The organism is Bradyrhizobium diazoefficiens USDA 110, from assembly GCF_000011365.1.
Classification (GTDB): Bacteria; Pseudomonadota; Alphaproteobacteria; order Rhizobiales; family Xanthobacteraceae; genus Bradyrhizobium; species Bradyrhizobium diazoefficiens.
In genome coordinates this window covers 7318031-7344196 of sequence record NC_004463.1, presented here as the reverse complement: position 1 = coordinate 7344196, position 26166 = coordinate 7318031, and the positions used below count along the sequence as shown (strand labels likewise).

The window sequence follows — 26166 nt, the reverse complement described above, 5'->3', positions numbered from 1 at the left end:
AACGTTGCGCGCATGATGGAACGGCTTGAATCCTGGAAATTGGCGATCGAGCGCCTGCGGTCGGCGGAGCCGGTCGATTGGGCCGAGGCGGGCCGGCTCATAGCCGAGATCGCGCGGATGAGCACCGATGTCACGCTGCGACAGGCCGCCGAGCAGGCGCTTCCGGTGCTGCGCCAGACTGTGGACAATGACGATCGCAGCGTCATGCTGGCGGCCCAGCGCCGCCTCGGCGTAGTCCTCGATGTCGTTCATGGTCTGACCGCGCCGCGCTTCGGCCGCCGCAACGCGACGCCGAAGAAACTCTCGAGCGAGGATCGCGCCCGCAAGGTGCTCGGCCTGCCGCTCGCGGTGCAGCTCACCTGCGATGACATCAACCAGGCCTATCGCCGCGCCGCCAAGGGCATGCATCCCGACCGCGGTGGCAGCGCGGAAGCCTTCATCGACCTCGCCGCCGCGCGCGACCTCCTGATCCATCCCGGCGCGCACAAGGACGCGTGGGAGCGCTCAGACGAGATCTCGTAGGGTGGGCAAAGGCGCATTTGCGCCGTGCCCACCATCTTCGCGATGGATGGAATGGTGGGCACGCTTCGCTTTGCCCACCCTACGGCGTCTGCGCTGTTTCTAATCTCAGCTCTTGCTCACGCAACTCGGATAGGGCGCAGCTTCCCCCGGTACGATCGGGCAGAGCTCGATCGGGCTGAGCTCGCGCAGGCGGGTTTGCCAGCGTTCGTCATTGACCGGCGGCTCGTCGCTCTCGGGGCCGCGCTCGGCCCATTGGATGGTGTAGTAGTCGGTCGTGCCCTTCAGCGTGACCAGCAGGGCGGTCTCGCTGTGGCGGGTCGGGCCGCTGTCGACGCGGCCACAGCCGATCACCGCGACAAAACCCTCGAAGCGGCCGAAATTCGTGGCGCCGAGCGGCTGTGCCGCAAAGCTGTCGGGGCAGGCCGATTTGAAGCCGCCGGCGATGGAGCCTGCGAGTGCCTCGGGCGAGGCACCTTGAGTCAGCGTCATGCCCTTCTCGCCGGTGACCGTGATCATCTGCGTCCAGCGTTCCGGCGTCTCGCCCTTCAGCACGGCTTCGCGGATGTAGTGGCCGCCCTTGGTGTTCTCGAACACCGCGACGAAGTTCGACGGCATCGCGAAGCTGACGAGCTGGCCGAAGATCGGCGAGATCACGCGGAAGGATTGCGGCGCCTGCGCCGGCGATGTGGAGACGAGTGCGAGCGATGCAGCGAGGATCGCTGCCGTCGTGATGAGCGTGCGCATCGATTGATCCCGCGGGAGCTGAGTAGAAACGCTGGATAGAAACGCGAACGGGCAAGGATGCTAGCAGCGCATCCTTGCCCGACCCTTGTCGTCCGCCGATCGAATCCTACCAGGTGCAGTGGCCGTTTCTCAACGCGTGGTCCTTCAGCGCGAGTGCGTCGACGAAGGTCGGCACGGTGGCGCTGACGCGGGCGTAGTCGGAGGGCCACGGCGCGGTCGGGATGCTCTCGTCCCAGATCTGGCAGAAGCCGGTGTCCTGCCAGCGGATCAGGTGATAGCTGGCCTCCGCGGGGCTCGCGGCGACGAAGGCGGTGACGGCAAGACCGGCGGCAGCGCACAGCACGGAAATACGACGCATGATCAGCTCCTCAAATGAAAGATGTGATGCGCCTCCCGACAATGACGGGAGGCGGGTGCGGGGCGCTTTTGGGGGGCGCGCCCCGGACAAGATGTGAGTAGTTCCGCCTGTTGATCAGGTTCAAAGCGCGTGCGCCGGAAATGCGGGATTCAGCCCGAAAAATGGGAGGCCGCGCGCCAAAAGAAGAGGGCGGATCGCTCGCGCGATCCGCCCTTTCAAATCCCGTCTGTCGCGTCAGGCTCAGAGCGTGCAGCGGCGCTCCCCGCGCAGCTTGATCTGGAGGTCGGAGGCGGCCGTGAAGGTCGGGAGCGGCTTGCTGACGACCTTGTAGGTCGAGGCGCCCCACTGGAACGGCTTGTACTTCAGGTCCTCGTTCCAGACCTGGCAGATGCCGGTGTTGTCCCAGCGGATCACGTAATAGCTGGGGGCTGCCAAGGCCGGTACGGCAAAGACGGAGGTGGCGATGCCGGCAACGGCACAGAGGGCGAGAACGCGACGCATGAAAAATCTCCTTGTGGGGAAGTGTGACCCGAAAATTCGTGCGGTAAAAGCCGGTCCTTTGCAAGCCGGGGAGCCGCCGTTCACGGACATGTCAGGCGATGCGGGGCACTTGGTTTGGCCGCGTGCCCGGCAAGTCACACTGCTCACTTCGAAAGCGACGCCACCGCCTCGATCTCGATCAGCATCCGCGGATCGGGCAGCGCGTGCACCACGCAGGTGGTGCGTGCCGGATAGGGCGGCGGACCGAAGGCGCCGGCATAGAGCGCGTTCATGGCGGCAACGTCGGAGGCACGCGTCAGAAGCACGTTGACCTTGACGAGATCGCGGACGGTTGCGCCGGCCTCGGCCAGCACGCGCTTGATGTTGATGGCGACGTTGGCGAACTGCGCCTCGAAGCCGTCGGGCAGCGCGCCATTGCCGTCGAAGCCGGGAATGCCGGAGACGAACAGGAGATCGCCGACGCGCGTCGCAAAGGACAGCGGCGGTGCCTTCACATGCGGCGGGGGCGCGAAATGCTGGATCGGCATGGGATCACCTCGGGGGTCGTGCAGGGCCCGTCAGCGTAGCGACATGCGGGGGACTTGCAATCGCCATGAGGGGGCGGCGCAGGGGGGCAAAAACGAAAACCGCGAAAACAACCCCATGCACAGTAGGATCACGCCGAAATCATTGGGCTTTTTTGAATTCGGTAACGCCGAAGCAATCGCTTGCTCCGTCGGGCAAAACAGGGGCAGAATGGCATCATGAAGTTGCCCGTCCTGCGGCACCAAGCTCCGCCGTCATGCCCCGGCTTGACCGGGGCATCCAGTACGCCGCGGCTTCCCCGTTCAGCCACCGCCGTCTCTGGAATACTGGATCGCCCGCCTGCGCGGGCGATGACAGTTGAATGCGATGCTGCACCTTGCGCCTCACGTCCACCCCATCATGTTCCCGCCGCGATCCATCGGATAGATTCGCTGCGTCTGATTCGATCCCTCCCTTGAAAAATAGCCCCCGGAGACGCCCCATGAAGATCGCTTCCACCCTTCGCGCCGCGCTGGTCGCCATCGCGGCGCTTGCCGGGCTCTCGACCTCGGCGCTGGCCGACGGCGGCACCGTGGTGCTGACGATCTACAAGGCGGGCTGGATCATCGGCGGCTCCGGCGGCTCGGGCGTCCTGAACTTCCGCGGCCGCTCCTATGGGCTCTCCACCGGCGGGCTCGACTACGGCCTCGTCTTCGGCGGCTCCAAGACCGTGCTGCGCGGCCGCGTCTCCAACATCAACCGTCCCTCTGACGTCGCCGGCGTCTACGGTGCCGCCGGCGCCGGCCTTGCCGTCGGCCGCGGCGCCCGCGCCATCGTGCTCACCAACCAGAAGGGCGCGGTGCTGGAGCTGTCGGGCTACCAGACCGGCCTGATGGCGAACGCGGATCTCAGCGGGCTCGCGATCACGATGCGGTAGGTGCGTAGGGTGGGCAAAGGCGCGTAAGCGCCGTGCCCACCATCGGTGTCAGCTCGGACGAAAGAGTTGGTGGGCACGCTTCGCTTTGCCCACCCTACGGCTCCCTACGCTCCCGTCACCGCCGCATGGATCCGCTCGCAATGCGCGACGAGATTGGCGTGCGCATCGACGAACGCCTTCAGCGGCGTCGGGATCGAAAAGTAGTAAATGTTGGCGATGAAGCCGTAGATACCGGCATCACAGCTGGTCGGCGCTTTGCCGTGCACGAAGCCCGTGGCGGGCACGATCTCGGCCAGCACCTCGAGGTCCGCGAGGCCCCGCGCATAGGCCTGCTCGGGCGTGTAGCGGCCGATACCCTGGTAATGATAGCGCTGCGCGTTGTACGCCTTCGCCTTCTCGAACCCTTCCGCATCGATCTGCGGATGCTGCGCGATGAAGGCGTCGCGGAAGGCCGGATAGTAGCGCTCGTCCTTCCAGCGCGAGTACGACATCACCCAGTAGAGATCGTCCAGCATGCGGGTGACGAAGTGATTGGTCCTCCGTGCGTCCTGCGAAAGCCCGGCATCGATGCTCAGGTGATATTTTGCGATGGCGTGCGCGATGATCGTCTCGCTGTCGCCGATGGTCTCGCCGTCGTCGACGATGTAGGGCAGCTGCCCGCGCGGCGCGGCGGAGGCATCGAAGATATGCTCGTGCACGAACGGCACGCCGGCGAGCTTCAGGAAGGCGTAGACCTTGAGGCCGTAGCCGTTGTTGTCGGCGACGCCGAACAGTTTTGGGTAGGAGTAGAGCGTCAGCATGAGCGGGCTCCTCCGTGTTGGCGGAGGCAGCATGCAGGGGCGGGGAGACGGACGCAATGGGCCGGCGGAATTCGTCAAACCCACGCTGTCGTCCTGGCGAAAGCCAGGATGACGGTTGAGCGTGGGGCGCCGCTCCTACGAACGCGATGCGGCGGTGAACACCGCCAACTGCGCCTCGAACGCACGCCTGAACGCCGGCCGGGCTTCGCCGCGGGCGACGTACGCGGCGATGTCAGGGTATTCGTCCAGCAGGCCGGAGGTGTCGAGCCGGCGCAGCACCGTCACCATCATGAGATCGCCGGCGCTGAACGCGCCGTCGAGCCAGTCGGCATCGCCGAGGCGAGCCGACAATTCGCCGAGCCTGGTACGGACGCGATCCTGCAACATGGGCAGGCGCGCCTCGTACCAGCTCTTGTCGCGCTCGAACAGCAGCGCCATTCCGAGCTCGACGATCGGCGGCTCCAGCGTATTGAGCGCGGCAAACATCCACGCAATCGCGCGGCCCCTCGCATTTACCTCGAGCGGCAGCAGGCCGGCATAACGCTCGGCGAGATGGAGCACGATCGCGCCCGATTCAAACAGCGCGAGATCGCCGTCCTCGAAGGTCGGGATCTGCCCGAACGGATGCAGCGCAAGATGCGCGGGTTGCTTCATCGCCGCGAACGAGACGAGGCGGACGTCGTAGGGCTGGCCGACTTCCTCCAGCGCCCAGCGAACCCGCATGTCGCGCGCCTGTCCCCTGCCGCGGTCGGGCGAGCTTTCGAAGGCGGTGATGGTGGGCATGGGGGGCTCCGGGGTCATCGGGGTAGCATCCAAAGGACGAATGGGCGGGGCGGATTCCGACAACCTATTTGGCTTTCATCGCGCGTGCCGCCCAAACCTACGGTGTCGTCCCGGCGAAGGCCGGGACCCATACCGCGAGGTCTATCGATTGCCGGTGGTACTAATCCCGAACGACCGATCTTCGCCAAACTGCTCCCTGGGGGTATGGGTCCCGGCCTTCGCCGGGACGACGGCTGAGAATATTACGCGTTCCCTCTGTCGGAATGACGTTCCGTGCCTCGTCCTTGGGACAGTGGCGCGCGCTCGCGCGTCCGGTCCAAGACGAAAGGATACAGTTTCATGACCTCAATCACGCCGTTCCTCTGGTTCGACAACAACGTCCCGGAAGCCGTCGCGTTCTACAAATCGGTGTTCCCCAACGCTGAGGTCGAGACCGTCAGCGACTTCATGGCGGTGTTCGAACTCGAAGGCCAGCGCTTCCACGCGCTCAACGGCGGGCCGCAATACAGATTCAACGAGGCGGTGTCGTTCTTCATCAGCGTGGAGACGCAAGGTGAGGTGGATTATTTTTGGGACAGGCTCACCGCCGACGGCGGCGAGGAATCCCGCTGCGGCTGGCTCAAGGACAAGTTCGGCCTGTCCTGGCAGGTGATCCCATCAGCGCTCGGCCGCTACCTTGGCGACCCCGACCGCACCAAGGCCAACCGCGTCATGCAGGCGATGATGGGGATGCGGAAGATCGTGATTGCAGACCTCGACAAGGCGTATGCGGGGTGAACCTCGTACGGTGGGTCAGGCCTGTAGCCTGTAGCCCGCATAAGCGAAGCGACATGCGGGTCAACCGCCGACCCCGGATATCGCTTCGCTCATCCGGGCTACGAGCTATCGCGCTTTCTGGCGCGTAGGATGGGTAGAGCAACGCGAAACCCATCGCCTCAGCATCCACGATGGCAGACCTCGCCCCTCATGACGAGGAGGCGCGCCAGCGCCGTCGCCGGACGATGCTTTGCATCGCTCGGAGAACATGGAGGCCCACACACCGCCGCCGGCCATCCTTCGAGACGACCGCGGAGCCTGTCATCGGGCCGCGCTTTGCGCGGACCCGGTGGCGGTCTCCTCAGGATGAGGTTTGGTGCTTATTGCGACGTGATCCACTTCGCCAGGTCGCCTTGGATCGCTATACTGCCAATCTCAGCAGGATGGTGATCCCATGGCGAGAGAATTGGAAGGCAAGGTTGCTGCCGTCACCGGAGCCGCGTCCGGCATCGGATTGGCGAGTGCCGAGGCGATGCTGGCTGCGGGCGCGCGCGTGGTGATGGTCGATCGCGACGAGGCTGCGCTGAAGGCGCTCTGCAACAAGCACGGCGACACCGTGATCCCGCTGGTCGTCGACCTGCTCGATCCAGAAGACTGCGCAACGCTGTTGCCGCGCGTCTTGGAGAAGGCCTGCCAGCTCGACATCCTGCATGCAAACGCAGGCACGTATGTCGGCGGCGATCTGGTCGATGCCGACACCATGGCGATCGACCGGATGCTGAACCTGAATGTCAACGTCGTGATGAAAAACGTGCACGACGTGCTACCGCACATGATCGAACGCCGAACCGGCGACATCATCGTCACGAGTTCGCTGGCGGCGCATTTTCCGACGCCGTGGGAGCCGGTCTATGCGTCGTCCAAATGGGCGATCAACTGCTTCGTCCAGACGGTGCGGCGCCAGGTCTTCAAGCATGGCATTCGCGTGGGCTCGATCTCGCCCGGCCCGGTCGTCAGCGCGCTGCTCGCGGACTGGCCGCCCGAGAAGCTGAAGGAAGCCAGGGACTCGGGAAGCCTGCTGGAAGCCAGCGACGTGGCCGAGGTCGTGATGTTCATGCTGACGCGGCCGCGCGGCATGACCATTCGAGACGTGCTGATGCTGCCGACCAATTTCGATCTTTAGGGCGCATGCGCGGGTGACGGTGTCCATTCCTCATGGTGAGGAGGCGCGAAGCGCCGTCTCGAACCATGCAGGCCCCACCATCTCGCCCGCGGCCATCCTTCGAGACGACTGCGGAGCCTGTCATCGGGCCGCGCATTGCGCGGACCCGGTGGCGGTCTCCTCAGGATGAGGTCTATGGGTGTTGAACGTCCAGCGCAGCAATCCACGCCGCCAGTTCTCGCCACGGCTCCAGCGTCCAATGCCCGGACGCAGCACCGGACGGCGAGGGCAGCACGAACACCTCGGGCCAGCTTCCATCCCGCGGCTGCCGCCCCAGCGAAATCCCGCTCGACGGCCTGCCGTAAAACAAGCTCGCCGCTTTCTTGCTCGTGAACGCAATCGTCCTCGGCCGATACTTCTCGATCTTGGCCCTGAAGCCGGGCACGTCGATCGTGTCAGTCGCGATCTTGTGATCCATCCCGGCGCCGGTCTTGGAGAGATCGGTGAAGCCGATCCCAAGCTCGATCAGCGCTGCGAACTCGCCCGGCTGATAACGCCGCGGCGTGATCCCGGCCTCATGGATCGCGCGCCAGAAGCGGTTGCCGGGATGGGCGTAGTAGTGCCCGACCTCCGCCGAGCGCGTAGAGGCGGCGGTGCCGACGAAGACGAGGCGGAGGTTGGGCCGGAGCTGGTCGGGGAGGCGGTGGGGGGTAGCGTCGGGCAAATTAAGTAACCTTAGCGTCGTAGCCCGCATGAGCGTCAGCGACATGCGGGTCAACTGTCAATCCCGGATGTCGCTTCGCTCATCCGGGCTACGGCGCTCAATGAGCCGTCCAGTCCTCATCGAAGTAGGACGCGCGCATGACCGGCCCAATGAGGTATGTCCAGGTATAGCCTTGGTCGCTCTTGGTGAGATATCCGATGGAGGCAAGCGCGTCGAACGTCGGTGTGAGTCGAGCGTTCAGGCCAAAAGGAACGTTTGGGTTGGTTGAGAAGCCCCAATACTGGGTTCCGAAATCCGCGAAAAGGTTGATGAACGTGATCAGGAGCTCAGCGAGCGTAGGGCCGGCCGCTGCGTTCCGTTCGGCCACAAGATTTGCCTCGTCGATCGTGCAATTGAACACGAAATGGTAGGCCCACGCTCCGGTCTGATCCAATGGCCTGAAAATGCCGAGACGCCATAGATCATGTGCGACCGCTTCGAATGTCGACGTTGACCAATGATAATAGATCGGTCCCGGAGCGTTCGGAAATGCCTGACGATAATCCTTGTCTTCGGATTCGGCCATCGCATAAGCGTGGCGCGCAAGTGCTTGCGCTACGCGCCCGTACGCTTGCAGCTCCAATTCGTTCATGAAGCTCATTCGGGAGTCTGGGATATTCTCGTGCGCTTGCGTTCACGAACGGAACAGCAGGGGTAACCCAACGATTACCCCCGCTGCAATCTAGTCAGGCACTGCGCCCCCTCACAACACCCGATTACTCTCCTTCACCTTCTCCGCATCCAGATACACGCTGCTGCCCATCTCCTTGAACTTCGCGCTCATCTGCTTCATGCCGTCCTCGGCGGTCCCGCTCAGCGACATGCCGATCGAGTTCGGATCGTTCAGCGTCGCCGCATAGTCGCGCACGTCCTGCGTGATCTTCATCGAGCAGAATTTTGGGCCGCACATCGAGCAGAAATGGGCGACCTTGTGGGCTTCCTTCGGCAGGGTCTCGTCGTGGAAGTTTTTCGCGGTGTCGGGGTCGAGGCCGAGGTTGAACTGGTCGCTCCAGCGGAAGTCGAAACGGGCGCGGGACAGCGCGTCGTCGCGCAGCTGGGCGGCCGGGTGGCCCTTGGCGAGATCGCTGGCGTGGGCGGCGATCTTGTAGGTGATGACGCCGACCTTGACGTCGTTGCGGTCGGGTAGCCCAAGATGCTCCTTCGGGGTGACGTAGCAGAGCATGGCGCAGCCGAACCAGCCGATCATGGCGGCGCCAATCCCCGAGGTGATGTGGTCGTAGCCCGGCGCGATGTCGGTGGTCAGGGGCCCGAGGGTGTAGAACGGCGCTTCGCCGCACTCCCTAAGCTGCTTGTCCATGTTGATCTTGATCTTGTGCATCGGCACGTGGCCGGGGCCTTCGATCATGACCTGGCAGCCCTTGTCCCACGCGATCTTGGTCAGCTCGCCGAGCGTTTCCAGTTCGGCAAACTGCGCACGGTCGTTGGCGTCCGCGATCGAGCCGGGACGCAGGCCGTCGCCGAGCGAGAACGAGACATCATACTTGCGCATGAGGTCGCAGATCTCGTCGAAATGGGTGTAGAGGAAGCTCTCCTTGTGATGCGCCAGGCACCACTTCGCCATGATCGAGCCGCCTCTAGAGACGATGCCGGTGACGCGGTTGGCGGTGAGGTGGATGTAGGACAGGCGCACGCCGGCGTGGATGGTGAAATAGTCGACGCCCTGCTCGCACTGCTCGATCAGCGTGTCCTTGTAGAGCTCCCAGGTCAGCTTGACCGGATCGCCGTTGCACTTCTCCAGCGCCTGGTAAATGGGAACGGTGCCGATCGGCACCGGCGCGTTGCGCAAGATCCATTCGCGGGTGGTGTGGATGTTGCGGCCCGTCGAGAGGTCCATCACGGTGTCGGCGCCCCAGCGGATCGCCCACACCATCTTCTCGACCTCTTCCTCGACGGATGAGGTCACCGCCGAGTTGCCGATATTGGCGTTGATCTTGGTGAGGAAGTTGCGGCCGATGATCATCGGCTCGAGCTCTGAGTGGTTGATGTTGCAGGGGATGATGGCGCGGCCGCGCGCGATCTCGGAGCGCACGAACTCCGGGGTGATGAAGGCGGGGACTTCCGCGCCGAAGCTTTCGCCGTCGGCGAGCGCTGCTTCCGCGCGCTCGAGCTGCTCCTTGCGGCCAAGGTTTTCGCGGGCGGCGACGTAGATCATCTCCTTGGTGATGATGCCGGCGCGGGCGAATTCGAGCTGCGTGATCTTGTGGCCGTCGAGGCCGCGCAGCGGCTTGTGATAGGCCGAGAACGCGCGCGCGGCCTTGTCGGTGGAGAGGTTGCCATTGTCCTCCGGCTTGACCTGGCGGCCCTCATATTCCTCGACGCCGCCGCGCTCCAGCACCCATTGCTTGCGGCTCCGGGCAAGGCCGGCGTTGACGTCGATGGTCACGGACGGATCGGTGTAGGGGCCGGAGGTGTCGTACACCGGCAGGTTCGGCTCGCCAGCGCCTTCGGACAGGATGATCTCGCGCAGGGGCACGCGCAGGTCGGGCGCGGCGTCCGGGGACGCGAAGATCTTTCGTGAAGACGACAGCGGGCCGGTGGTGACGGCGGGAACGGTCTGTTGCGGGTTGGAGCGGATGTTCATGGGATCCTCCTTAATTCAGTTCGTTGGCATCGCTGCACGAGAGACAATTACCGCTGTCATCCCCGCCTAGTGCGCAATTGCGCACGGGAACGGGGATCCAGTATTCCAGAGGCCGTAGTGGGATACGGAGAGGCCGCGGCGTACTGGATCGCCCGGTCAAGCCGGGCGATGACGGCGGAGTGTGTAGAGAGAGCGAGGCGCATCACGCCGCCTCCGCAGGTAGGCCGAGCCATTGCCGCACCCGCGCGTCGGGGTCGGTATTCTGCGTGACGTCGCTGACGACGGCGATGGAATCGGCGCCCGCCGCGAAGATCTCGGCGGCGTGCTCGAACTTGATGCCGCCGATCGCGACCAGCGGGATGGTGCCGATGCGCTTCTTCCATTCCGTGATCTTCGGAATGCCCTGCGGCTCGAAGCGCATCGACTTCAAGGTGGTGAAGAAGATCGGGCCCAGCGCGACATAGTCGGGTTTTGCGGCGAGCGCGGTCGCAAGCTCGGCGTCGTCATGGGTGGAGACGCCGAGCGACAGACCGGCCTCGCGGATGGCCTTGAGATCGGCGTCGGCGAGGTCTTCCTGGCCGAGATGCAGATACTTCGCGCCGGCGACGATCGCCGCGCGCCAGTAATCGTTCACCACGAGCTTCGCCTGCGTGCCCTCGGTGATGGCGAGCGCGTCGGTGACGATCTGCAGCGCTTCGGCGTCGTTCAGATCTTTCGCGCGCAGTTGAATCGTGCCGACGCCGAGTTTTGTCAGGCGCTCGACCCAGGCGAGGCTGTCGACGACGGGATAGAAGCGATCAGGATACGCGTTGCGATCAGGATACGGCATGCCAGAACGGGGTCCCAACGACAGGGGTGGAAGGGGAGGCGAAGTCGCGGGCGTTCATCAGCCCGGCCTCAAAGGCGGTGCGGCCGGCCTCGACACCGAGGCGGAAGGCGTTGGCCATGGCGACGGGATCGGCGGCTTTGGCGATCGCGGTGTTGAGCAGCACGGCGTCATAGCCGAGCTCCAGCGCCTGCGCCGCGTGGCTCGGCGCGCCGATGCCGGCGTCGACCACCAGCGTGATGTCCGGAAGGCGGTCGCGCAAGAGCTTCAGCGCATCGCGGTTGGTGATGCCCCGGGCCGAGCCGATCGGAGCTGCCCACGGCATCACCACCTTGCAGCCGGCATCGACCAGGCGGCTCGCCACCGAGAGATCCTCGGTGCAATAGGGGAACACTTCAAAACCGTCCTTGATCAGGATGGCGGCGGCTTCGACCAGGCCAACGACATCGGGCTGCAGCGTGTCGTTGTCGGCGATCACTTCCAGCTTGATCCAGCTTGTGCCGAACAGTTCGCGCGCGAGCTTTGCGGTCGTCACCGCCTCGCGCACGCTGCGGCAGCCGGCGGTGTTCGGCAGCACGGCGACGTCGAGCTCGCGGATCAGGTTCCAGAACGCATCGCCGGTCTTGCCGCCGGCGGATTCGCGACGCAGCGACACCGTGACGATGTTGGAGCCGGCGGCGCGGATCGCTCCTTGCATGATCGCCGGCGAGGGATAGAGCGCGCTGCCGATCAACAGGCGCGAGGCGAAGGTTTTGCCGTAGAAGGTCACCATGTCGAATTCCCCGTCATTCCGGACGGGCCGCGGAACGCGGACCGATCCGGAATCTCGAAGTTGTGGCGCGAGATTCCGGGTTCACGCTTCGCGTGCCCCGGAATGACGGGCCAATGCAGCCGTCCTCGCGAAGTGAGCGTGTGGTCATCTCCCTCACCCTCCCTGCCGCGGCGTGATGATCTCGATCTCGTCGCCGGCCTTCAAGCTAGTCTCGGCCCAGCGGCTTTTCGGCACGACGTCGTAGTTCAGCGCGATCGCGAAATGGGTGCCTTCGTAGTCGAGCTCGGAGAGCAGCGCGTCCACGCTGACTGAAGCCACCTCGCGCTGCTCACCGTTGATGATCACAAGCATTGCACGATCACCCGCATTGCATCACCTCGTTGTCGATCTGGCCGCGCTGGACGTATTGCAGCGTCAGCTCGGCGAGCGCCGGCGCGATCAGGAAGCCGTGGCGGTAGAGACCGTTGACGGTGATCCTGCCGCCGCGAATGCCGATGCGCGGCAGATTGTCGGGGAAAGCGGGGCGAAGGCCCGAGCCGAACTCGACGATGCGCGCCTCGCCGAACGCCGGGTGCACGGTATAGGCCGCACCCAGCAGCTCCAGCGCCGAGCGAACGCTGACGCCGGTGTCCTCGGCCTCGATCGAGGTCGCCCCCAGCATGAACAGATTGTCCTCGCGCGGGATCACGTAGAGCGGCCAGCGCGGATGGATCAGCCGCACCGGGCGCGCCAGCTGCACCTCGCTCGTCTCGATCAGGATCATCTCGCCCTTGACGCCGCGCAGGTCAGGCTGCTCGTCGCGCGCGGACAGGCCGCGGCAGTCGATCACGATGCCGTCGAGATCGGCGGCGCTGACGTCGCTGGAGAACTTGATGGTGCCGCCGGCGGCACGGATGCGCTCGTGCAGCTTCGGCAGCACGCGGCGCGGCTCGACATGGCCCTCGGTCGGGAAGAACAGGGCGTCGCGGAAGCGGCCCTCCAGCGACGGCTCGAGCTCGGCAAGGCTAGCTGCATCGAGCCGGCGGTGCTCTTCGGTCATCCGGGCAAAGCGTTCGAAATCGTTGCGCTCGCGCGGATGGGCGACGACCAGGGAACCGTTGAAGGGCGTGTCGGGCAGCTCGCGCCGCCAGATGTCGAGGGAGCGCTGGCCCAGCCGGCTGATGATGGGTTCGGCGACCTCGGCCTCGCACCAGGGCGCCAGCATGCCGCCGGCCCAGTGGCTGGTGGAGTCCGTCATCGCAGCGTCGCCGCGCTCGTGCAAGGTCACGGCGTGGCCGGCCTGCGCGAACAGCAGTGCCTGCCAGGCGCCCGCAATGCCTGCGCCGATGATGGATACCGCGGAATCCGCTCGCTTGATCGTCTGTAACATCCCTGTCCCTTCGCCGGCATGACCCGGATCAGGTTCAAAGGGTCACCGCGGTCCTGGGCGGATTTGCCCATTTAGCGGTATCTCAGCTCCTCCTCGGAGCACCCCTCGGAACGGTGCCAATGTATGCCAGCGGGGCGGGGTGGTCAACGCGTTAGCCACAGGGCAGTCATTCCGGGGCGATGCGAAGCATCGAGCCCGGAATCTCGAGATTCCGGGTTCAGTCCTGCGGACTGCCCCGGAATGACAGCGGTTAGTGTGGAACCTGGGCCCGCGCGTTGCGGACGCGCTGGGCGAGCTTTTTGTGCGGCGTGGTGCCGAACATCGGCTGCGGGTTGCCGTTCGGCTCCAGCCAGGCCTCGTTGCTGGCCTCTCGCACCATCTGCTGCGCCGTTTCCTGGCGCTGCCGCTTTGCAACGTAGTAATAGCCGCCAGCGAAATAACGCACGGCTCGGGCATGGTCGCCATTGGCGGCGCGATAGGCGCCGGCGAGGTATTTGACCGCGTAAGTGAGATTGGTGTTGGGATCGCGCAGGCCGGCGGCATCGCCGGTGTAGCCGAGCCCGCGGGCGGTCGCGAGCTTGATCTGCATCAGGCCGATGGTGCCGCCATGGCCGACGAGGCCGGGCTGATAGCGGCTTTCGCGCATGATGACGCGATGCACCAGCGCTTCAGGCACGCCGTTGGCGCGGGCATGGGCCGCGACCATCTCGGCGTACGCGGCTTCACCCGCGAATGCGGCCTGCGGCGACACCAGTCCGGCCGCGATGAGCGCGGCGACACGTAAAATTTTCATCAGATATCCCTGACGTCCCTGAGCGACCTGCGCCCGGCTGTCGTTATTGTTTGAGCATGATCTGTTCGGAAAACCGCGGTGCACTTTTCCGGATCATGCTTTAGGACTCCGGAACACGGCGATGATGTGACCAAACGCCGCCGCTGAAGATGTTGCGGCGCCGAGCCGCTGTTACGACGCAATGCTGGCGTAGCTGAGCTTCGGGGCGGACGACCCCCGCTCGCGACAGCACGTCTGTCTATTCGCGCGCAGACGCGAAAGCGAGGATGAAAACGCTGCAAATCGGGAGAGGTGCCATGACAAAAACCAACATGGCCAACGCGGACTTTGTCAGCGCGGACTTTGTCAGCGCGGACTTGGCCAAGGCACATTTCGGCGACATCCCCCGGCAAAATCCCTGTGCTCAATGCGGCGCGCCGATTCCGAAGCCCGACTGGATCGAGCCGGGCGAGGGGCGCATCTCCTATCTCTGGACGTGCCGCGCCTGCAATTATCAGTTCGAGGCGGTGGCGATCTTCGACGAGGTCGCCGTCACGCACACCCCGCTCGCGGCTTAAGCGGCGCTCTACGCGGCGAGCCGCGGCTCCTGCCAGACCGGCAGCTCCATCCGCACGATCAGCCCGTGCGGCGTGCGGTCGTGCAGCGACAGCGTTCCGCCATGGGCGATCGCGATCGCGTGCGCGATCGACAGGCCGAGGCCGAAGCCGGTGGACTCGTCCATCGTGCGCGCATCGTCGCCGCGCGCGAACGGCTCCAGCATCTCCTGCTTGCGTGCATCCGAAATGCCGGGGCCGTCGTCCTCGACGTCGATGACGAGCCTGGTGCCGGATATGTCGAGGCGGATCGTGACCTCGGCGCCGTAGCGCACGGCGTTCTCGACGAGGTTGGTGACGCCGCGATGCAGGTCGTCGGGACGCGCCGCCGCGGTGGCCGAAGCGGGGCCGTCATAGTGCACGACATGGCCCATGTCGCCGAATTGGTCGGCAATGAGCTGGAGCGTGCTGGCGATGTCGACCAGCGTCACCGCCTCGACGTTGCGGTCGTTGCGCAGGAGCGACAGCACGGATTCCAGCATCGAGCGCATCTGGTCGAGATCGATCAGCATGCGCTTGCGGTTGACCTCGTCCTCGATGAACTCGGCGCGCAGGCGCAGCCGCGTGATCGGCGTGCGCAGATCGTGGCTGATCGCCGCCAGCATTCTGGTGCGATCCGACATCAGCCGCGCGATCCGCTCATGCATGCGGTTGAGCGCGCGCGCCACCGAGCGGATCTCCTCCGGGCCGCGCTCGGGCAGCGGATCGGCTTCGCCGTCCAGGCTGAAATTCTCGGCGGCTTCGGCAAAGGACGACAGCGGCGCGGCCAGCGCGCGCGCCGCCCACAGGCCGAGCACGGTGACGCAGATGAAGGTGGTCATCAGCGCCGTCAGCCACGGTGCGCCCCAGAACCACGGCCGCGGGCCGCCATCGACACGGCCGGCGATCACGCTGCCGTCTGGCAATTCGACGCCGACGCGGTGCGCGGTGTCGTCGGCGGCGAGCTGCACCACCTTGTAGCCGCGTCCGAGGTGACGGCGCATTCCGCGCAGGTGCTGGCTGTCGCTCGTCTCGACAATGGCCGCCGTGCCGGGCGCGTGCATCTCGATGCCGAGCTTGGGGAAGGCGCGCGAAAGGTCGGCGACGAGGCGCGGCCGCTCGCTGGCCTCGGTCGAGCCGAGCAGCAGCGCGGCATCGGTCAATTGATGGGCGCCGTCCGGCGGCGTGTCCGGGCGGTCCGGCCGGCTGATCAGGAAGGCGGCGGTGACGACGAGATGGAGCGCGACGGTGGAAGCCAGCACCAGCGCGGCGATCTGCCCGCCGATACCCTTGAGGTGGAAGAACCCGAACGGCTTCATCGTCGGCGCCCCCTCAGTTGCCCAGGGGGGCCGCGACCGCTTCGGTGCTTGCTGCTTCAGTTCTCGCTGCTTCAGTTCTTGGCGTGAACAGATAGCCGCCGGAGCGCACCGTCTTGATGATGGTCGGATCGTGCGGATTGGGCTCGATCTTGCGGCGGATGCGGCTGACCAGCACGTCGATGGAGCGCTCGAACGAGCCGGTGTTGCGGCCCTGCGTGAGGTCGAGCAGGCTGTCGCGCGACAGCACGCGGCCCGGCCGTTCGCAGAACGTCCTGAGCAGATCGAACTCGGCGCTGGTCACCGCGACGCGCGCGCCTTCCGGATTGCGCAGCTCGCGCAGCCGCAGGTCGATGCGCCAGCCCTCGAAGGCGAGCGTGCTCGCGCCTTCGATCGAGCTCGCCGCCTGGGCTGCGGCCTGGCGGCGCAACACCGCGTTGATGCGGGCGAGCAGCTCGCGCGGGTTGAAGGGCTTTGTCAGATAGTCGTCCGCGCCCATCTCGAGGCCGACGATGCGGTCGACGTCCTCGCCGCGCGCGGTCAGCATGATGATCGGCGTCTGCGCCTCCGAGCGCACCTTGCGGCAGAGGCTCAGGCCGTCCTCGCCCGGCAGCATGACGTCGAGGATGATGAGGTCCACGCGATGATCGGCCATGGCGCGCGACATCTCGCGGCCATCGCTCACGGCGGTGACGTTACAGGCGTTGTTGCGCAGGTACTTCGCAATCAACGTCCGCGTTTCGCGGTCGTCCTCGACGACCAGGATGTTGGGATTGAGAATGGCCATGCGCTTTGTTTGTCCAAGATTCGGGCCAAAAGGCGAAGATTTTTGTTTCGGATTGTTTCTGCAGGCCCCGTCGCAATGCCGGGACACACCCGGGCACTGGCGCGGCAAGGTCTCGTTAAGGCCGTTAACCATACCGTGGCGCGGCTATCCAATAAACCCCGCAAGATCCACGGAGCCATCATGACCTCGATTTCGGCGGCCTCCGCCGGTACCTACCAGTCGCCGCTACAGCGGCTGCAGCAGGAATTGCAATCGGAAGTTTCCGCCGGCACGATCTCGTCCTCGGACCAGTCCGCGCTCTCGACCGCGCTGACCGACATCGACACGGCGCTCCAGCAGAGCCGCTCGAGCGACCAGTCGAGCGGCACGCGTCCCTCCAAGGACGACATGAAGTCGAAGATCGACGACCTCATCTCCAACGAGGTGTCGAACGGGACGCTGACCTCGGACCAGGCCGAAGAGCTCAAGGGCGTGTTTCAGTCCGCCTTCGCGAGCGGTCCCGGTGGTGCGGGCGGAGCCGGTGGCGCAGGTGGACCGCCGCCCGGCCCGCCGCCGGACGACAGTTCTTCGGATTCGTCCTCCACAGACTCCACCAGCAGCGCGACGAGCTATTCGACGACGGCGGAGATTCTCCAGCAATTCCTCCAGGCGCTTCAGCAGTCGCAATCGTCGGCGTCGTCGTATGGTGCCAACGGCAACTCGTCCAGCAACTCGGATTTCTCCGCACTCCTGATCGACTACAAGAGCTGATCTGAGCGACGCAGGTCGGCGCGTTCCCCGCCGCGCTCGTGCTTCACCCAGGGCGCACGATCGTCGGCGGGGAACTGTGCATTGGAACGTTCCTGCGTGAGTTAAGGAACTTTCACTGCAACGCAGCGCCACCGTTGTGCGACGAAATCGCCGCAGCTTAGGAACTGCGCGTGATCGGCGCTGTTCTCTCCATACGAGTTTTTGCTGAAGGAGAGGACAACAATGCTGATGAAATCAATCGCCGCCGGCCTTGCCGGCACCGCGCTGCTTGCGACCGCTGCGTTTGCGCAATCGCCGACCGCCACCACCGACAAGGCGCCGACCGCGGCCACCACCACGACGACCACGTCGGCCTCGGGTGAATGGCGCACGTCGAAGATGCCGGGCCTGAAGATCTACAACGACGCCAACGAGAACATCGGCTCGATCAACGATCTGCTGATGGACAAGAGCGGCGCCATCAAGATCGCCGTGATCGGCGTCGGCGGCTTCCTCGGCATGGGCGAGCATCTGGTTGCCGTGCCCTATGACAAGCTGAAGTTCGTCAATGAGGCCGTCGCCTATACCGGCGCGGCCGGCACAAATCCGAACGCCAAGCCGGCGACGACCACAACCACGGGTGCCGCGACCGGCACCGACAAGACCGCGACGACCGTGACGGCTTCGTCGAAGTGGTATCCGGACCACGCCGTGTTCAACGCGAGCAAGGACGAGCTGAAGAACATGCCCGAGTTCAAGTACTCGGAGTAATGCGGTTCGCGTGACGATTTGAACGACGCGCGCCCGGTTTTCGCCGGGCGCGCTGTCGTGCTCTTCCCCACCTCTCCCCGCTTGCGGGGAGAGGTCACTTCGCATCGAAGATGCGAAGTGGGTGAGGGGGACTCTCCGCGAGTCTAACTGTCACCGTCGTTGTGGAGACTCCCTCACCCCAACCCTCTCCCCGCAAGCGGGGAGAGGGAGAGCACTTTTAGTGCGTCACCAGCGGGCAGCCGCCCTTGTCGAGCGGACGGAATGCCTCGTCGCCGGGCACGGTGGCGATCAGCTTGTAGAGATCCCACTCGCCCTTGGACTCCTCGGGCTTCTTGACCTCGAACAGATACATGTCGTGGACCATGCGGCCGTCGATGCGGATCTTTCCGTTCTTTGCAAAGAAGTCGTTGACCGGCGTCGAGCGCATCTGCTCCATCACCTTCGGCGCCTCGTCGGTCTTGATGGCCTCGATCGCCTTCAGATAGTGCATGGTTGCCGAATAGAGGCCGGCCTGGATCATGGTCGGCATGTGCCCGACCTTCTCGTTGAAGCGTTTCGAGAAGGCGCGCGTCTCCTCGTTCATGTCCCAGTAGAACGCGTCGGTGACGATCAGGCCCTGCGTCGCCTTGATGCCGAGCGAATGCGTGTCGGTGATCTCCTGCAGGAGCGCGATCATCTTCTGGCCGCCCTGAGTGAGGCCGAACTCGGCGGCCTGCTTCAGCGCATTGGTGGTGTCGCCGCCGGCATTGGCCAGCGCGACCACCTTGGCCTTGGAGGCCTGGGCCTGGAGCAGGAAGGAGGAGAAGTCCGACGAGTTGAGCGGATGGCGGACTTCGCCGAGCACCTTGCCGCCGCTCTCCTTGACCACGTTGGCGGCATCGCGCTGCAGCGCCATGCCGAAGGCGTAGTCGGCGGTGACGAAGTACCAGGTGTCCTCGCCGCGCTTCACCATCGCCTTGCCGGCGACGTTCGACAGCGCATAGGTGTCGTAGGTCCAGTGCACCGTGTTGGGCGAGCAGGCGACGCCGGTGATATCGGAGGAGCCGCCGCCGGAATTGATGTTGATCTTGTTCTTTTCCCGCGTCAGCGCCGAGATCGGCAGGGCGACCGATGAGGTCGGCACGTCGAAGATCGCGTCGACCTTGTCGTTGTCGTACCAGTTGCGGGCGATGTTGACGCCGACATCGGGCTTGTTCTGGTGATCGGCGGCAACCACCTGGACCGGCTTGCCCGCGACCTTGGCGCCGTAATCGGCCACCGCCATCTCGACGGCGGCGAGCGAGCCCTTGCCGGTCGCGTCCGCATAGAGGCTCGACATGTCAGTGAGCACGCCGATCTTGACGACATCGTCGGAAATCTGCGCCTGCGCGGTGCCGCATGTCGCAGCGAGCGCGAGACCGACTGCTGTGGCGGCGATGAGTTTTTGCATGTTGTTTCTCCCTGTGTGTTGTTGTTTGGGCGTTGTTGCGGGGACTGTTCTAGCGACAAACGGTCGCGGCAGCTAAGCCAAAGATGCGTGAGGGGGATGAGAAAATAAGCAGGGGGATCTGTCGTCATTCCGGGGCGCGCCCTCTGGGGCGCGAGCTTTGATGCGCAGTTGCGCATCAGAGAATCCATTCATCCACCGTCGCTGCGGCCCGATGTGATTCCGGGCTCGCGCTGCGCGCCCCGGAATGACAGCGGGGGCCTTTCAGGCGCTGCTGCCCTTGAGCCGTTCGTTGCGTCGGCGCAAGCCTTCCAGAGTGGCGAGGAGGATGACCGATACCGTGGTCAGAATCACCGCCGCTGCCGTGATGGTTGGGCTGATGTTCTCGCGGATGCCGCTGAACATCTCGCGCGGCAGGGTGCGCTGCTCCGGACCTGCCATGAACAGCACGATCACCACCTCATCGAAGCTGGTCGCGAAGGCGAACAGCGCACCTGAGGCGAGGCCCGGCAGGATCAGCGGCAGGATCACGCGGCGGAACGCGTCAAGCGGCGAGGCGCCGAGCGAGGCGGCGGCGCGCGCCAGATTGGTGTCGAAGCTTTGCAGCGTCGCGCCGACCGTGATCACCACAAAGGGCGTTGCCAGCGCGGTGTGGGCCAGGATCAAGCCGAGGTAACTGCCGGTCAGCCCGATCGGCGCGAAGAAGAAATACAGGCCGACCGCGGTGATGACGCCGGGCACGACGACCGGCGACAGCACGAACGCGAGCACGAGCGGCTTGAACCGGCTCTTCCACTGCGCCAGCCCCAGCGCGGCCAGCGTACCAAGCACCATCGACAGCAGGGTCGAGGCGACGCCGATGATCATGCTGTTCTTCAGCGAATTCATCCAGCGCGGCGAATTGATGAAATCGTCGTACCAGCGCAAGGAGAGGCCCGGCAGCGGATAGGTGAGGTACGAGCCCGAGCTGAACGACAGCGGCATGATCGCAAGGATCGGCGCGATCAGGAAGATGAACACCAGCGTGGAGATGATGATGGTCGCGGTCCACGCGATGCGCTGGCTGGGCGTGCGGAGGGTGGAATTGTCGCTCAATTCTTCATTCCTCCCGTGACCTGCTGGCCCTGCACCAGCTTGCCGTAGACGAGAGCGAGCAGGACAGTGGCGAGCAGCAGCACCGCACCCAGCGCCGAAGCAAGGCCCCAATTGGCCGTCTCGGTCGTGTAGAGCGCGATGAAGTAGCTGATCATCTGGTCGGCGGCGCCCCCGACGAGTGCCGGCGTGATGTAGTAGCCGAGCGCCAGGATGAAGACGAGCAGGCTTCCCGCGCCGATGCCGGGCAGCGTCTGGGGCAGGTAGATCCGCAGGAAGGCGGTGAGTGGTGGCGCACCGAGCGAGGCGGCGGCGCGCATGTAAGCAGGCGAGATCGCCTTCATGCTGCTGTACAGCGGCAGGATCATGAACGGCAGGAGAACGTGGGTCATGGCCACGCAGACGCCGAAGCGATTGTAGATCAGGCGCAACGGCTGGTCGATGATGCCAAGCCACTGCAGGCTGTCGTTCACGACGCCCTTGCTCTGCAACAGCACGATCCAGGCACAGGTGCGGACCAGAAGCGATGTCCAGAACGGCAGCAGGACGAAGATCATCAGCAGGTTCGACCGGCCCGGCGGCAGCGTCGCCAGCAGGTACGCGACCGGGAAGCCGAGGATCAGGCAGAGTGCCGTGACGCTGAGGCTGATGAGGAAGGTGCGGGCGAACACGTCGCGGTAGATCGCCTGATCCGGCGGAGCTGCGACGATCGCGCCGTCCGCGTTCCGCGTCAGGTCGAGCGCCGCCAGAAGGTAGAAGCCGGTCGTTGGGCCGCTGGCGTCCTTGATCGTCGTCCAGGTGGCGCGTTCGCGCCAGGCCGGATTGATCTTGCCAAGTGTCTCCTTGGCGGTGCCGGGCTCCGGCAGCGCCTTCAGATTGCGCGTCGTGCTGGTCAGGATCGTGCGGAAGCCGTTCAGCGCGTAGTTGAGCCGCTTGGCCGCGATCGCCATGGTGCCGGACGCGCGCGCCGCCAGGATGTCGCTTGCCAGCGCTGCAAAGGCCTTTTCGTCCGGCAGGTCCTTGCCGTTCCAGTCGGCGAGAGCCGCGACGGTCTGAGGTAGGACCTGGCGCACCTCCCGGTCATCGACGGCGCGCCACAGCATGCCGGCGATCGGGCCTGCGAAGGTGAAGAGCAGGAAGACGAGAAGCGGTGCTACCAGCGCCAATGCCTTGACCTGGCGTGCCCGCTCCGCACGCCTCAATCGGCGCTTGAGCGGCACCTCGGTCGACGCATCGGCGCCGGTCAAAAGCGCATTCGCCATTGGTCGAGCCTTGCGGGGCGCGCTATTTCGCGGCCCATTTGTTGAAGCGCTCGGTCAAGCGGTCGATGTTCTCGAGCCAGAAGGCAACGTTGATCTCGACCGCGTTCTTGATGTTGTCAGGCGCTGTCGGCAGGTCCTTCAGAACGGCGGGCGCGAGCAGAGCGGCTGCGTCCTTGTTCGAGGTGCCATAGGCAATGTTCTCCGACAGTTTTGACTGGTTCTCCGCCTTGCCTGCAAAGTCCAGGAATTTGTAGGCCGCGTCCTTGTTCGGGCTACCCTTCAGGATGACCCAGCTGTCGAGGGTGAAGAGCGCGCCGTCCCACACCATGCCGAAATTCTTCTTCTCGTTCTTGTTCGCGGTGTCGATGCGGCCATTGTAGACCGAGGTCATGGCCACCTCGCCGGAGGCGAGCAGTTGCGGCGGCTGCGCGCCGGCCTTCCACCAGACGATGTCGCCCTTGATGGTGTCCAGCTTCTTGAACGCGCGCTCGACGCCTTCGTCGGTCGCCAGCACCTTGTAGACGTCCTTCGGCGCGACGCCGTCGGCCATGAGGGCGATCTCCAGCGTGGTCTTCGGGCCCTGACGCAAGGCGCGCTTGCCCGGAATCTTCTTGGTGTCGAAGAAGTCGGCCCAGCCGCTCGGGGCCTGCTTCAGCTTGTCCTTGTCGTAGCCGAGAACGAAATCGTAGAGGATGGCGCCGACGCCGCAAGCGTTGACCGACGGCGGGATATAGGCGGCTTCGCCCCCGATCCTGGAATAGTCAAGCTTCTCGAACAGGCCTTCCTCGCAGCCGACCGCAAGTTCGTCGCTCTCCACCTGCACGACGTCCCAGGTGGCGGCACCACCCTGCACCTTGGCGCGCAGCACGCCGACACCGCCGTCCCAGGACTCGTCGTTCATCGGAGCCCCGGCCGCCTTCTTGAACGGCTCGAAATAGACCTTCTTCTGCGCATCCTGATACGCGCCGCCCCACGACACGACGGTGAGATCACGCGCCTGTGCGACCGTGGCCAGCGCAGCGCTGGCGCTGAATGCCGCGACGAAACCCAGAGCAATCCTGCCAGTTTTGCGCTTCAGCATGGTCCTTGTTCCTTCTTCATGTGCGTTACGTTGACGTTGATCGTTGCAGGTTCGGATCAAACAGGATCGAGGGCGAGGCAATCTTCGGGCCGGAAGGTGATGAACACGCTTTCGCCAGGAATGAGACTGTGATGCGCCCCCGGCTGAAGCTTGACCATGAACTCCCCGTTGCCGGCGACATCGAGCACGGCCAGCGCGTGGTCGCCGAGATAGATGGTGTTCTGCACCCTGGCCGGCAGCCGGTTCGGTCCTTCGCTGGAGGTGCCGTCCGGGACAATGGCGACGCGCTCCGGCCGCACCGACAGGGAGGTCGATGCGCCCGCGCCTGATACATTGACCGCCCGTGCGGTGACGGCGCCGCCGCCCGCCAGCGCGACGCGGCAATAGTCCTTGTCGACCGTCTCGACGGTGCCGGCCAGCACATTGTTCTCGCCGATGAAGTGAGCGACGAAGCTGTTCACCGGATGCTCATACAGCGCGTCGGGCCTGTCGATCTGCTGCACGATGCCGTCGTTGAACACGGCAATGCGGTCCGACATGGTGAGCGCTTCACTCTGATCGTGGGTGACGTAGACGACGGTGATGCCCATCGTCTCGTGCAGTTGCTTGATTTCGAGTTGCATCTGCTCCCGCAGGCGCTTGTCGAGGGCGCCAAGGGGCTCGTCCATCAACACGAGTTGCGGATTGAAAACCAGCGCGCGGGCGAGCGCCACGCGCTGCTGCTGACCGCCGGACAGCTGCCCGGGCCGCCGGTGCGCCAGGGTTTCCATCTTGATCATGCGGAGCGCCGCCCTGACGCGCTCCTGCGCTTCCGCCTTGTTGATTTTGCGGACGGAGAGCGGGAAGGCGATATTCTCCGCGATCGTCAGGTGCGGAAACAAGGCATAGTTCTGGAACACCATGCCGATGTCGCGCTTGTGCGGCGGCATGTTCTTGATCGGCCGGTCTGCGAGATAGATCTCGCCATGGGTCGGAACCTCGAAGCCAGCCAGCATCATCAGCGTGGTCGTCTTGCCCGAGCCCGACGGGCCGAGCAGGGTGATGAACTCGCCCTTCCTGATGTCGAGGTCGAGGTTCTTCACCACGAGGTGCTCGCCATCATAGGTCTTCTGTATGCCGGAAAATCGCACCAGTGCCGGCGCAAGCGTGACCATGCCGGCTTCCATGTTGTCCTCGCGTCATCGGCTACAGTGCTGTCAGGACCTCGTTCGAGGTTGCGAAGAACAGCTTAGCATCCTCCGATGAGAATGCTAGCGGCGCAAGCGACGAAGACACGCGCGGGCTTGGTGAGTGAAGACGCGCTACATCCCCGACAGCTTCGTCACGTACACGTTGAGCGAGCCGCCGGCTTCCGCGACCACGCGCAGCGTCTTGGAATCGAAGGCGATGTCGGCGAGCGTCAGGCTGTCGATCTTCGCGTCGACCTTGAGGCCGTCCTCGCTCTTCTGGTAGTCGGCGATCGCGGCCGCGATCTTCTCGCGGGCGTTGGCGGCGATCGGCTTCAGATCGAGCGTCGCCTTCTGCACCAGCGCCTGCTGCATCTGCGGCACCACCGCGCGCGCCGCCGCGCCGAGCAGCCCGAAGGCCGCCTCGGATTCCACCGCGAGCTGGATGTCGGCGAGCCGCAGCGTCTGCTGCGCCTGGTCGAGCATCGGCCGGCCCCAGATATGCACGGTCGCCTCGGCGCCGAGGCCGAGCCAGCTCTTCTTTTCTTTCGCGCGCACCAGAAGGGAGATCAGCAACCGGTCGCCGGACGGAACCACGTTGACGCTCTTCACGGTGACGTCGACCGGGCCCGAGCCGTCCTCGGGATAGGTGTGGCCGACCATCTGCGCCGCAATCAGCTTGTTGATCTCGGTGAAGGGCACGTCGATCGGCACGCCGATGCTCACGCCGGTGCCGGTCGGCGGCACGATCGAGATCTTGTCGGGGAACGGGCAGTCCGGCTTGGACGGCGTCGAGGTCACCCGCGTCTCCAGCTCGAGGCCAAGCAGCAGCGTTACGTTCTGGGCGTCGACGCGCGGCTGCGCGGCGATGGCGCGGGTCGGCTTCATCTCGAGCCAGAGCGGCGGCAGCGCTGCCGACGAGCCCGAGCCTTGCAGCGGGATCGTACGGCAGGCCTTGGCCCATTGCAGCTCGGCATTCTCCCGCAGCGACGGATCGTTGCGGATGCGCTCGGAGACGATGTTGATCTGCTCGCCGACGTTCTTGTCGATCAGCGGCTTGACCTGCGCCGGCACGTTGACCTTGGCGCCGGAGACGTTGAGGTTGGTGTCGCCGAGATTGACCTGCGCCCCGAGATTGGGCTCGAGATGCCAGTTGGCCGCGAGCTTCGGACGCGAGGTGACGATGACGTTGCCCTTGATCTCGGCGCTGGCGTTCAAGTTCTTGATGTTGACCGCGCCGATCCGTTTCGCCGCGTCACCGCCGAGCACGCTGCCGAGCGCGTCGCCGAGTGCGCCCGTGGCTTTGGCGGACAGCGAGCCCGTCACGTTCAGCTTGCCGCTGAGCGGCGTCGAGATGGTCAGCACGTCCTTGTCGCCGGCAGCCGCCATCGGTCCGCGCACGGCGGACCAACCGATGTCGGCGTTCTCCAGGATCTGCGAGATCGGATTGTCGGCCTTGCCGGCGAAATTGCGCGGCGCGGCCTTCTCGGCCTGCTCGCGGATCGCCGAGATCGCGATGGCGACCGGCGCGACCACGATCGAGCTCTTCGAGGCCGGCGGCAGCGGCGGCAGCTGTGCGACCGGGGGCGCGGAATTGGTCGCGCGCGGCGACAGCCAGTCCATCGCCTTCAGGCTGATGAAGAACGACGCCGCGAGCACCGCCACGGCAATCAGGATAGTCTTGAAATTCAACGCCAGACGCATCTCACCCCCAGGCCGCCCGCGAGGGATTCTACAGGGCGGGAGAGGAGGGCGCTAGAGCGCATCGATGG

29 protein-coding genes and 1 riboswitch are annotated in these 26166 nt (G+C 65.1%); of the genes, 7 read left to right on the top strand and 22 right to left on the bottom strand.

Features of this window, described 5'->3' with window-relative positions; genetic code table 11:
- Positions 1–12: 12 nt before the first annotated feature.
- On the top strand, positions 13–522 hold the full coding sequence (locus BJA_RS33790; RefSeq protein ID WP_011089410.1) for a molecular chaperone DnaJ: 510 nt from the start codon (positions 13–15) through the stop codon (positions 520–522).
- A 105-nt stretch (positions 523–627) separates the two neighbouring features.
- Here BJA_RS33790 and BJA_RS33785 read toward each other — a convergent pair whose 3' ends face one another.
- The 4 genes from BJA_RS33785 to BJA_RS33770 form a co-directional block, all read right to left on the bottom strand.
- The gene (locus BJA_RS33785) at positions 628–1266 is read right to left on the bottom strand and encodes a hypothetical protein (protein WP_011089409.1); all 639 of its coding nucleotides are present in this window, start codon (positions 1264–1266) and stop codon (positions 628–630) included.
- Between the two features lie 106 nt (positions 1267–1372).
- The gene (locus BJA_RS33780; RefSeq protein WP_038966400.1) at positions 1373–1624 is read right to left on the bottom strand and encodes a hypothetical protein; all 252 of its coding nucleotides are present in this window, start codon (positions 1622–1624) and stop codon (positions 1373–1375) included.
- Between the two features lie 240 nt (positions 1625–1864).
- Positions 1865–2125, bottom strand: coding sequence for a hypothetical protein (locus tag BJA_RS33775; RefSeq protein ID WP_038966401.1), 261 nt, complete (start codon positions 2123–2125; stop codon positions 1865–1867).
- Between the two features lie 143 nt (positions 2126–2268).
- Positions 2269–2652, bottom strand: coding sequence for a RidA family protein (locus BJA_RS33770; RefSeq protein WP_011089407.1), 384 nt, complete (start codon positions 2650–2652; stop codon positions 2269–2271).
- A 479-nt stretch (positions 2653–3131) separates the two neighbouring features.
- Between BJA_RS33770 and BJA_RS33765 the strand changes: the two genes are divergently transcribed.
- Positions 3132–3566 (top strand): hypothetical protein, encoded by a 435-nt coding sequence (locus tag BJA_RS33765; protein WP_038966402.1) that lies wholly within the window; start codon positions 3132–3134, stop codon positions 3564–3566.
- Positions 3567–3670: 104 nt separating this feature from the next.
- Here the strand turns inward: BJA_RS33765 and BJA_RS33760 are convergent, their stop codons facing one another.
- Together BJA_RS33760 and BJA_RS33755 are read right to left on the bottom strand one after the other, a co-directional pair.
- A complete protein-coding gene (locus BJA_RS33760; RefSeq protein WP_038966403.1) occupies positions 3671–4366 on the bottom strand; it encodes a glutathione S-transferase family protein in 696 nt (231 codons plus the stop codon).
- 135 nt (positions 4367–4501) lie between these two features.
- On the bottom strand, positions 4502–5149 hold the full coding sequence (locus BJA_RS33755; protein ID WP_038966404.1) for a glutathione S-transferase family protein: 648 nt from the start codon (positions 5147–5149) through the stop codon (positions 4502–4504).
- Positions 5150–5488: 339 nt separating this feature from the next.
- On the opposite strand from BJA_RS33755, the gene BJA_RS33750 reads away from it, so the two are divergent.
- Both BJA_RS33750 and BJA_RS33745 read left to right on the top strand, forming a co-directional pair.
- Positions 5489–5926, top strand: coding sequence for a VOC family protein (locus tag BJA_RS33750; RefSeq protein ID WP_038966405.1), 438 nt, complete (start codon positions 5489–5491; stop codon positions 5924–5926).
- A 433-nt stretch (positions 5927–6359) separates the two neighbouring features.
- Positions 6360–7088: an SDR family oxidoreductase gene (locus BJA_RS33745; RefSeq protein WP_011089402.1), complete on the top strand. Its 729-nt coding sequence runs from the start codon at positions 6360–6362 to the stop codon at positions 7086–7088.
- A 172-nt stretch (positions 7089–7260) separates the two neighbouring features.
- Here the strand turns inward: BJA_RS33745 and BJA_RS33740 are convergent, their stop codons facing one another.
- The 8 genes from BJA_RS33740 to BJA_RS33705 form a co-directional block, all read right to left on the bottom strand.
- Positions 7261–7836 (bottom strand): mismatch-specific DNA-glycosylase, encoded by a 576-nt coding sequence (locus tag BJA_RS33740; RefSeq protein ID WP_011089401.1) that lies wholly within the window; start codon positions 7834–7836, stop codon positions 7261–7263.
- Positions 7837–7888: 52 nt separating this feature from the next.
- Entirely contained in the window at positions 7889–8431 is a 543-nt protein-coding gene (locus BJA_RS33735) for a hypothetical protein (RefSeq protein WP_011089400.1), read from the bottom strand.
- A 102-nt stretch (positions 8432–8533) separates the two neighbouring features.
- Positions 8534–10432 carry a phosphomethylpyrimidine synthase ThiC gene (gene thiC, locus BJA_RS33730; RefSeq protein WP_011089399.1) on the bottom strand — a complete coding sequence of 633 codons (1899 nt, stop codon included), beginning with the start codon at positions 10430–10432 and terminating at the stop codon, positions 8534–8536.
- 202 nt (positions 10433–10634) lie between these two features.
- Positions 10635–11261, bottom strand: a complete 627-nt coding sequence (locus BJA_RS33725; protein WP_011089398.1) for a thiamine phosphate synthase — start codon at positions 11259–11261, stop codon at positions 10635–10637.
- Entirely contained in the window at positions 11248–12030 is a 783-nt protein-coding gene (locus BJA_RS33720) for a thiazole synthase (RefSeq protein ID WP_011089397.1), read from the bottom strand. Before BJA_RS33720 ends, BJA_RS33725 begins: the two co-directional genes overlap by 14 nt.
- A gap of 153 nt (positions 12031–12183) precedes the next feature.
- Entirely contained in the window at positions 12184–12381 is a 198-nt protein-coding gene (gene thiS / locus BJA_RS33715) for a sulfur carrier protein ThiS (RefSeq protein WP_011089396.1), read from the bottom strand.
- Positions 12382–12388: 7 nt separating this feature from the next.
- Complete coding sequence (locus BJA_RS33710; RefSeq protein ID WP_011089395.1) at positions 12389–13399, bottom strand: FAD-dependent oxidoreductase; 1011 nt, start codon at positions 13397–13399, stop codon at positions 12389–12391.
- Positions 13388–13515, bottom strand: a riboswitch (TPP riboswitch). Its footprint overlaps the gene before it by 12 nt.
- A 134-nt stretch (positions 13516–13649) precedes the next feature.
- Positions 13650–14192 (bottom strand): lytic transglycosylase domain-containing protein, encoded by a 543-nt coding sequence (locus BJA_RS33705; RefSeq protein ID WP_038966407.1) that lies wholly within the window; start codon positions 14190–14192, stop codon positions 13650–13652.
- Between the two features lie 311 nt (positions 14193–14503).
- On the opposite strand from BJA_RS33705, the gene BJA_RS33700 reads away from it, so the two are divergent.
- Positions 14504–14749: a hypothetical protein gene (locus tag BJA_RS33700; protein WP_051000308.1), complete on the top strand. Its 246-nt coding sequence runs from the start codon at positions 14504–14506 to the stop codon at positions 14747–14749.
- Positions 14750–14757: 8 nt separating this feature from the next.
- On the opposite strand, the gene BJA_RS33695 is transcribed toward BJA_RS33700, so the two are convergent.
- Positions 14758–16083: an ATP-binding protein gene (locus BJA_RS33695; protein ID WP_011089392.1), complete on the bottom strand. Its 1326-nt coding sequence runs from the start codon at positions 16081–16083 to the stop codon at positions 14758–14760.
- Positions 16084–16096: 13 nt separating this feature from the next.
- A complete protein-coding gene (locus BJA_RS33690) occupies positions 16097–16867 on the bottom strand; it encodes a response regulator (protein ID WP_011089391.1) in 771 nt (256 codons plus the stop codon).
- A 180-nt stretch (positions 16868–17047) separates the two neighbouring features.
- Between BJA_RS33690 and BJA_RS33685 the strand changes: the two genes are divergently transcribed.
- Both BJA_RS33685 and BJA_RS33680 read left to right on the top strand, forming a co-directional pair.
- Positions 17048–17617 carry a hypothetical protein gene (locus tag BJA_RS33685; protein ID WP_038966408.1) on the top strand — a complete coding sequence of 190 codons (570 nt, stop codon included), beginning with the start codon at positions 17048–17050 and terminating at the stop codon, positions 17615–17617.
- Between the two features lie 222 nt (positions 17618–17839).
- Positions 17840–18367, top strand: a complete 528-nt coding sequence (locus tag BJA_RS33680; RefSeq protein WP_011089389.1) for a PRC-barrel domain-containing protein — start codon at positions 17840–17842, stop codon at positions 18365–18367.
- Between the two features lie 217 nt (positions 18368–18584).
- Here BJA_RS33680 and BJA_RS33675 read toward each other — a convergent pair whose 3' ends face one another.
- From BJA_RS33675 to BJA_RS33650, 6 genes are all read right to left on the bottom strand, one after another.
- Entirely contained in the window at positions 18585–19796 is a 1212-nt protein-coding gene (locus tag BJA_RS33675; protein WP_011089388.1) for an ABC transporter substrate-binding protein, read from the bottom strand.
- Between the two features lie 261 nt (positions 19797–20057).
- Positions 20058–20888, bottom strand: coding sequence for an ABC transporter permease (locus tag BJA_RS33670; RefSeq protein ID WP_063921533.1), 831 nt, complete (start codon positions 20886–20888; stop codon positions 20058–20060).
- The gene (locus BJA_RS33665) at positions 20885–22147 is read right to left on the bottom strand and encodes an ABC transporter permease (protein ID WP_011089386.1); all 1263 of its coding nucleotides are present in this window, start codon (positions 22145–22147) and stop codon (positions 20885–20887) included. Before BJA_RS33665 ends, BJA_RS33670 begins: the two co-directional genes overlap by 4 nt.
- A 22-nt stretch (positions 22148–22169) precedes the next feature.
- Positions 22170–23228, bottom strand: a complete 1059-nt coding sequence (locus BJA_RS33660; protein ID WP_011089385.1) for an ABC transporter substrate-binding protein — start codon at positions 23226–23228, stop codon at positions 22170–22172.
- 56 nt (positions 23229–23284) lie between these two features.
- Positions 23285–24394, bottom strand: a complete 1110-nt coding sequence (locus BJA_RS33655) for an ABC transporter ATP-binding protein (RefSeq protein WP_011089384.1) — start codon at positions 24392–24394, stop codon at positions 23285–23287.
- A gap of 135 nt (positions 24395–24529) precedes the next feature.
- A complete protein-coding gene (locus BJA_RS33650; RefSeq protein WP_011089383.1) occupies positions 24530–26098 on the bottom strand; it encodes a DUF4403 family protein in 1569 nt (522 codons plus the stop codon).
- Positions 26099–26166: the final 68 nt, after the last annotated feature.

Coding starts and splice junctions, on each gene's coding strand:
- BJA_RS33675 (WP_011089388.1), bottom strand. CDS start 19,796: ATGCAAAAACTCATCGCCGCCACAGCAGTCGGTCTCGCGCTCGCTGCG.
- BJA_RS33780 (WP_038966400.1), bottom strand. CDS start 1,624: ATGCGTCGTATTTCCGTGCTGTGCGCTGCCGCCGGTCTTGCCGTCACC.
- BJA_RS33720 (WP_011089397.1), bottom strand. CDS start 12,030: ATGGTGACCTTCTACGGCAAAACCTTCGCCTCGCGCCTGTTGATCGGC.
- BJA_RS33680 (WP_011089389.1), top strand. CDS start 17,840: ATGCTGATGAAATCAATCGCCGCCGGCCTTGCCGGCACCGCGCTGCTT.
- BJA_RS33665 (WP_011089386.1), bottom strand. CDS start 22,147: ATGGCGAATGCGCTTTTGACCGGCGCCGATGCGTCGACCGAGGTGCCG.
- thiS (WP_011089396.1), bottom strand. CDS start 12,381: ATGCTTGTGATCATCAACGGTGAGCAGCGCGAGGTGGCTTCAGTCAGC.
- BJA_RS33690 (WP_011089391.1), bottom strand. CDS start 16,867: ATGGCCATTCTCAATCCCAACATCCTGGTCGTCGAGGACGACCGCGAA.
- BJA_RS33790 (WP_011089410.1), top strand. CDS start 13: ATGATGGAACGGCTTGAATCCTGGAAATTGGCGATCGAGCGCCTGCGG.
- BJA_RS33660 (WP_011089385.1), bottom strand. CDS start 23,228: ATGCTGAAGCGCAAAACTGGCAGGATTGCTCTGGGTTTCGTCGCGGCA.
- BJA_RS33725 (WP_011089398.1), bottom strand. CDS start 11,261: ATGCCGTATCCTGATCGCAACGCGTATCCTGATCGCTTCTATCCCGTC.
- BJA_RS33650 (WP_011089383.1), bottom strand. CDS start 26,098: ATGCGTCTGGCGTTGAATTTCAAGACTATCCTGATTGCCGTGGCGGTG.
- BJA_RS33655 (WP_011089384.1), bottom strand. CDS start 24,394: ATGGAAGCCGGCATGGTCACGCTTGCGCCGGCACTGGTGCGATTTTCC.
- BJA_RS33785 (WP_011089409.1), bottom strand. CDS start 1,266: ATGCGCACGCTCATCACGACGGCAGCGATCCTCGCTGCATCGCTCGCA.
- BJA_RS33755 (WP_038966404.1), bottom strand. CDS start 5,149: ATGCCCACCATCACCGCCTTCGAAAGCTCGCCCGACCGCGGCAGGGGA.
- BJA_RS33705 (WP_038966407.1), bottom strand. CDS start 14,192: ATGAAAATTTTACGTGTCGCCGCGCTCATCGCGGCCGGACTGGTGTCG.
- BJA_RS33745 (WP_011089402.1), top strand. CDS start 6,360: ATGGCGAGAGAATTGGAAGGCAAGGTTGCTGCCGTCACCGGAGCCGCG.
- BJA_RS33760 (WP_038966403.1), bottom strand. CDS start 4,366: ATGCTGACGCTCTACTCCTACCCAAAACTGTTCGGCGTCGCCGACAAC.
- BJA_RS33770 (WP_011089407.1), bottom strand. CDS start 2,652: ATGCCGATCCAGCATTTCGCGCCCCCGCCGCATGTGAAGGCACCGCCG.
- BJA_RS33735 (WP_011089400.1), bottom strand. CDS start 8,431: ATGAGCTTCATGAACGAATTGGAGCTGCAAGCGTACGGGCGCGTAGCG.
- BJA_RS33700 (WP_051000308.1), top strand. CDS start 14,504: ATGGCCAACGCGGACTTTGTCAGCGCGGACTTTGTCAGCGCGGACTTG.
- BJA_RS33740 (WP_011089401.1), bottom strand. CDS start 7,836: ATGTCGCTGACGCTCATGCGGGCTACGACGCTAAGGTTACTTAATTTG.
- BJA_RS33710 (WP_011089395.1), bottom strand. CDS start 13,399: ATGTTACAGACGATCAAGCGAGCGGATTCCGCGGTATCCATCATCGGC.
- BJA_RS33775 (WP_038966401.1), bottom strand. CDS start 2,125: ATGCGTCGCGTTCTCGCCCTCTGTGCCGTTGCCGGCATCGCCACCTCC.
- thiC (WP_011089399.1), bottom strand. CDS start 10,432: ATGAACATCCGCTCCAACCCGCAACAGACCGTTCCCGCCGTCACCACC.
- BJA_RS33685 (WP_038966408.1), top strand. CDS start 17,048: ATGACCTCGATTTCGGCGGCCTCCGCCGGTACCTACCAGTCGCCGCTA.
- BJA_RS33765 (WP_038966402.1), top strand. CDS start 3,132: ATGAAGATCGCTTCCACCCTTCGCGCCGCGCTGGTCGCCATCGCGGCG.
- BJA_RS33750 (WP_038966405.1), top strand. CDS start 5,489: ATGACCTCAATCACGCCGTTCCTCTGGTTCGACAACAACGTCCCGGAA.
- BJA_RS33695 (WP_011089392.1), bottom strand. CDS start 16,083: ATGAAGCCGTTCGGGTTCTTCCACCTCAAGGGTATCGGCGGGCAGATC.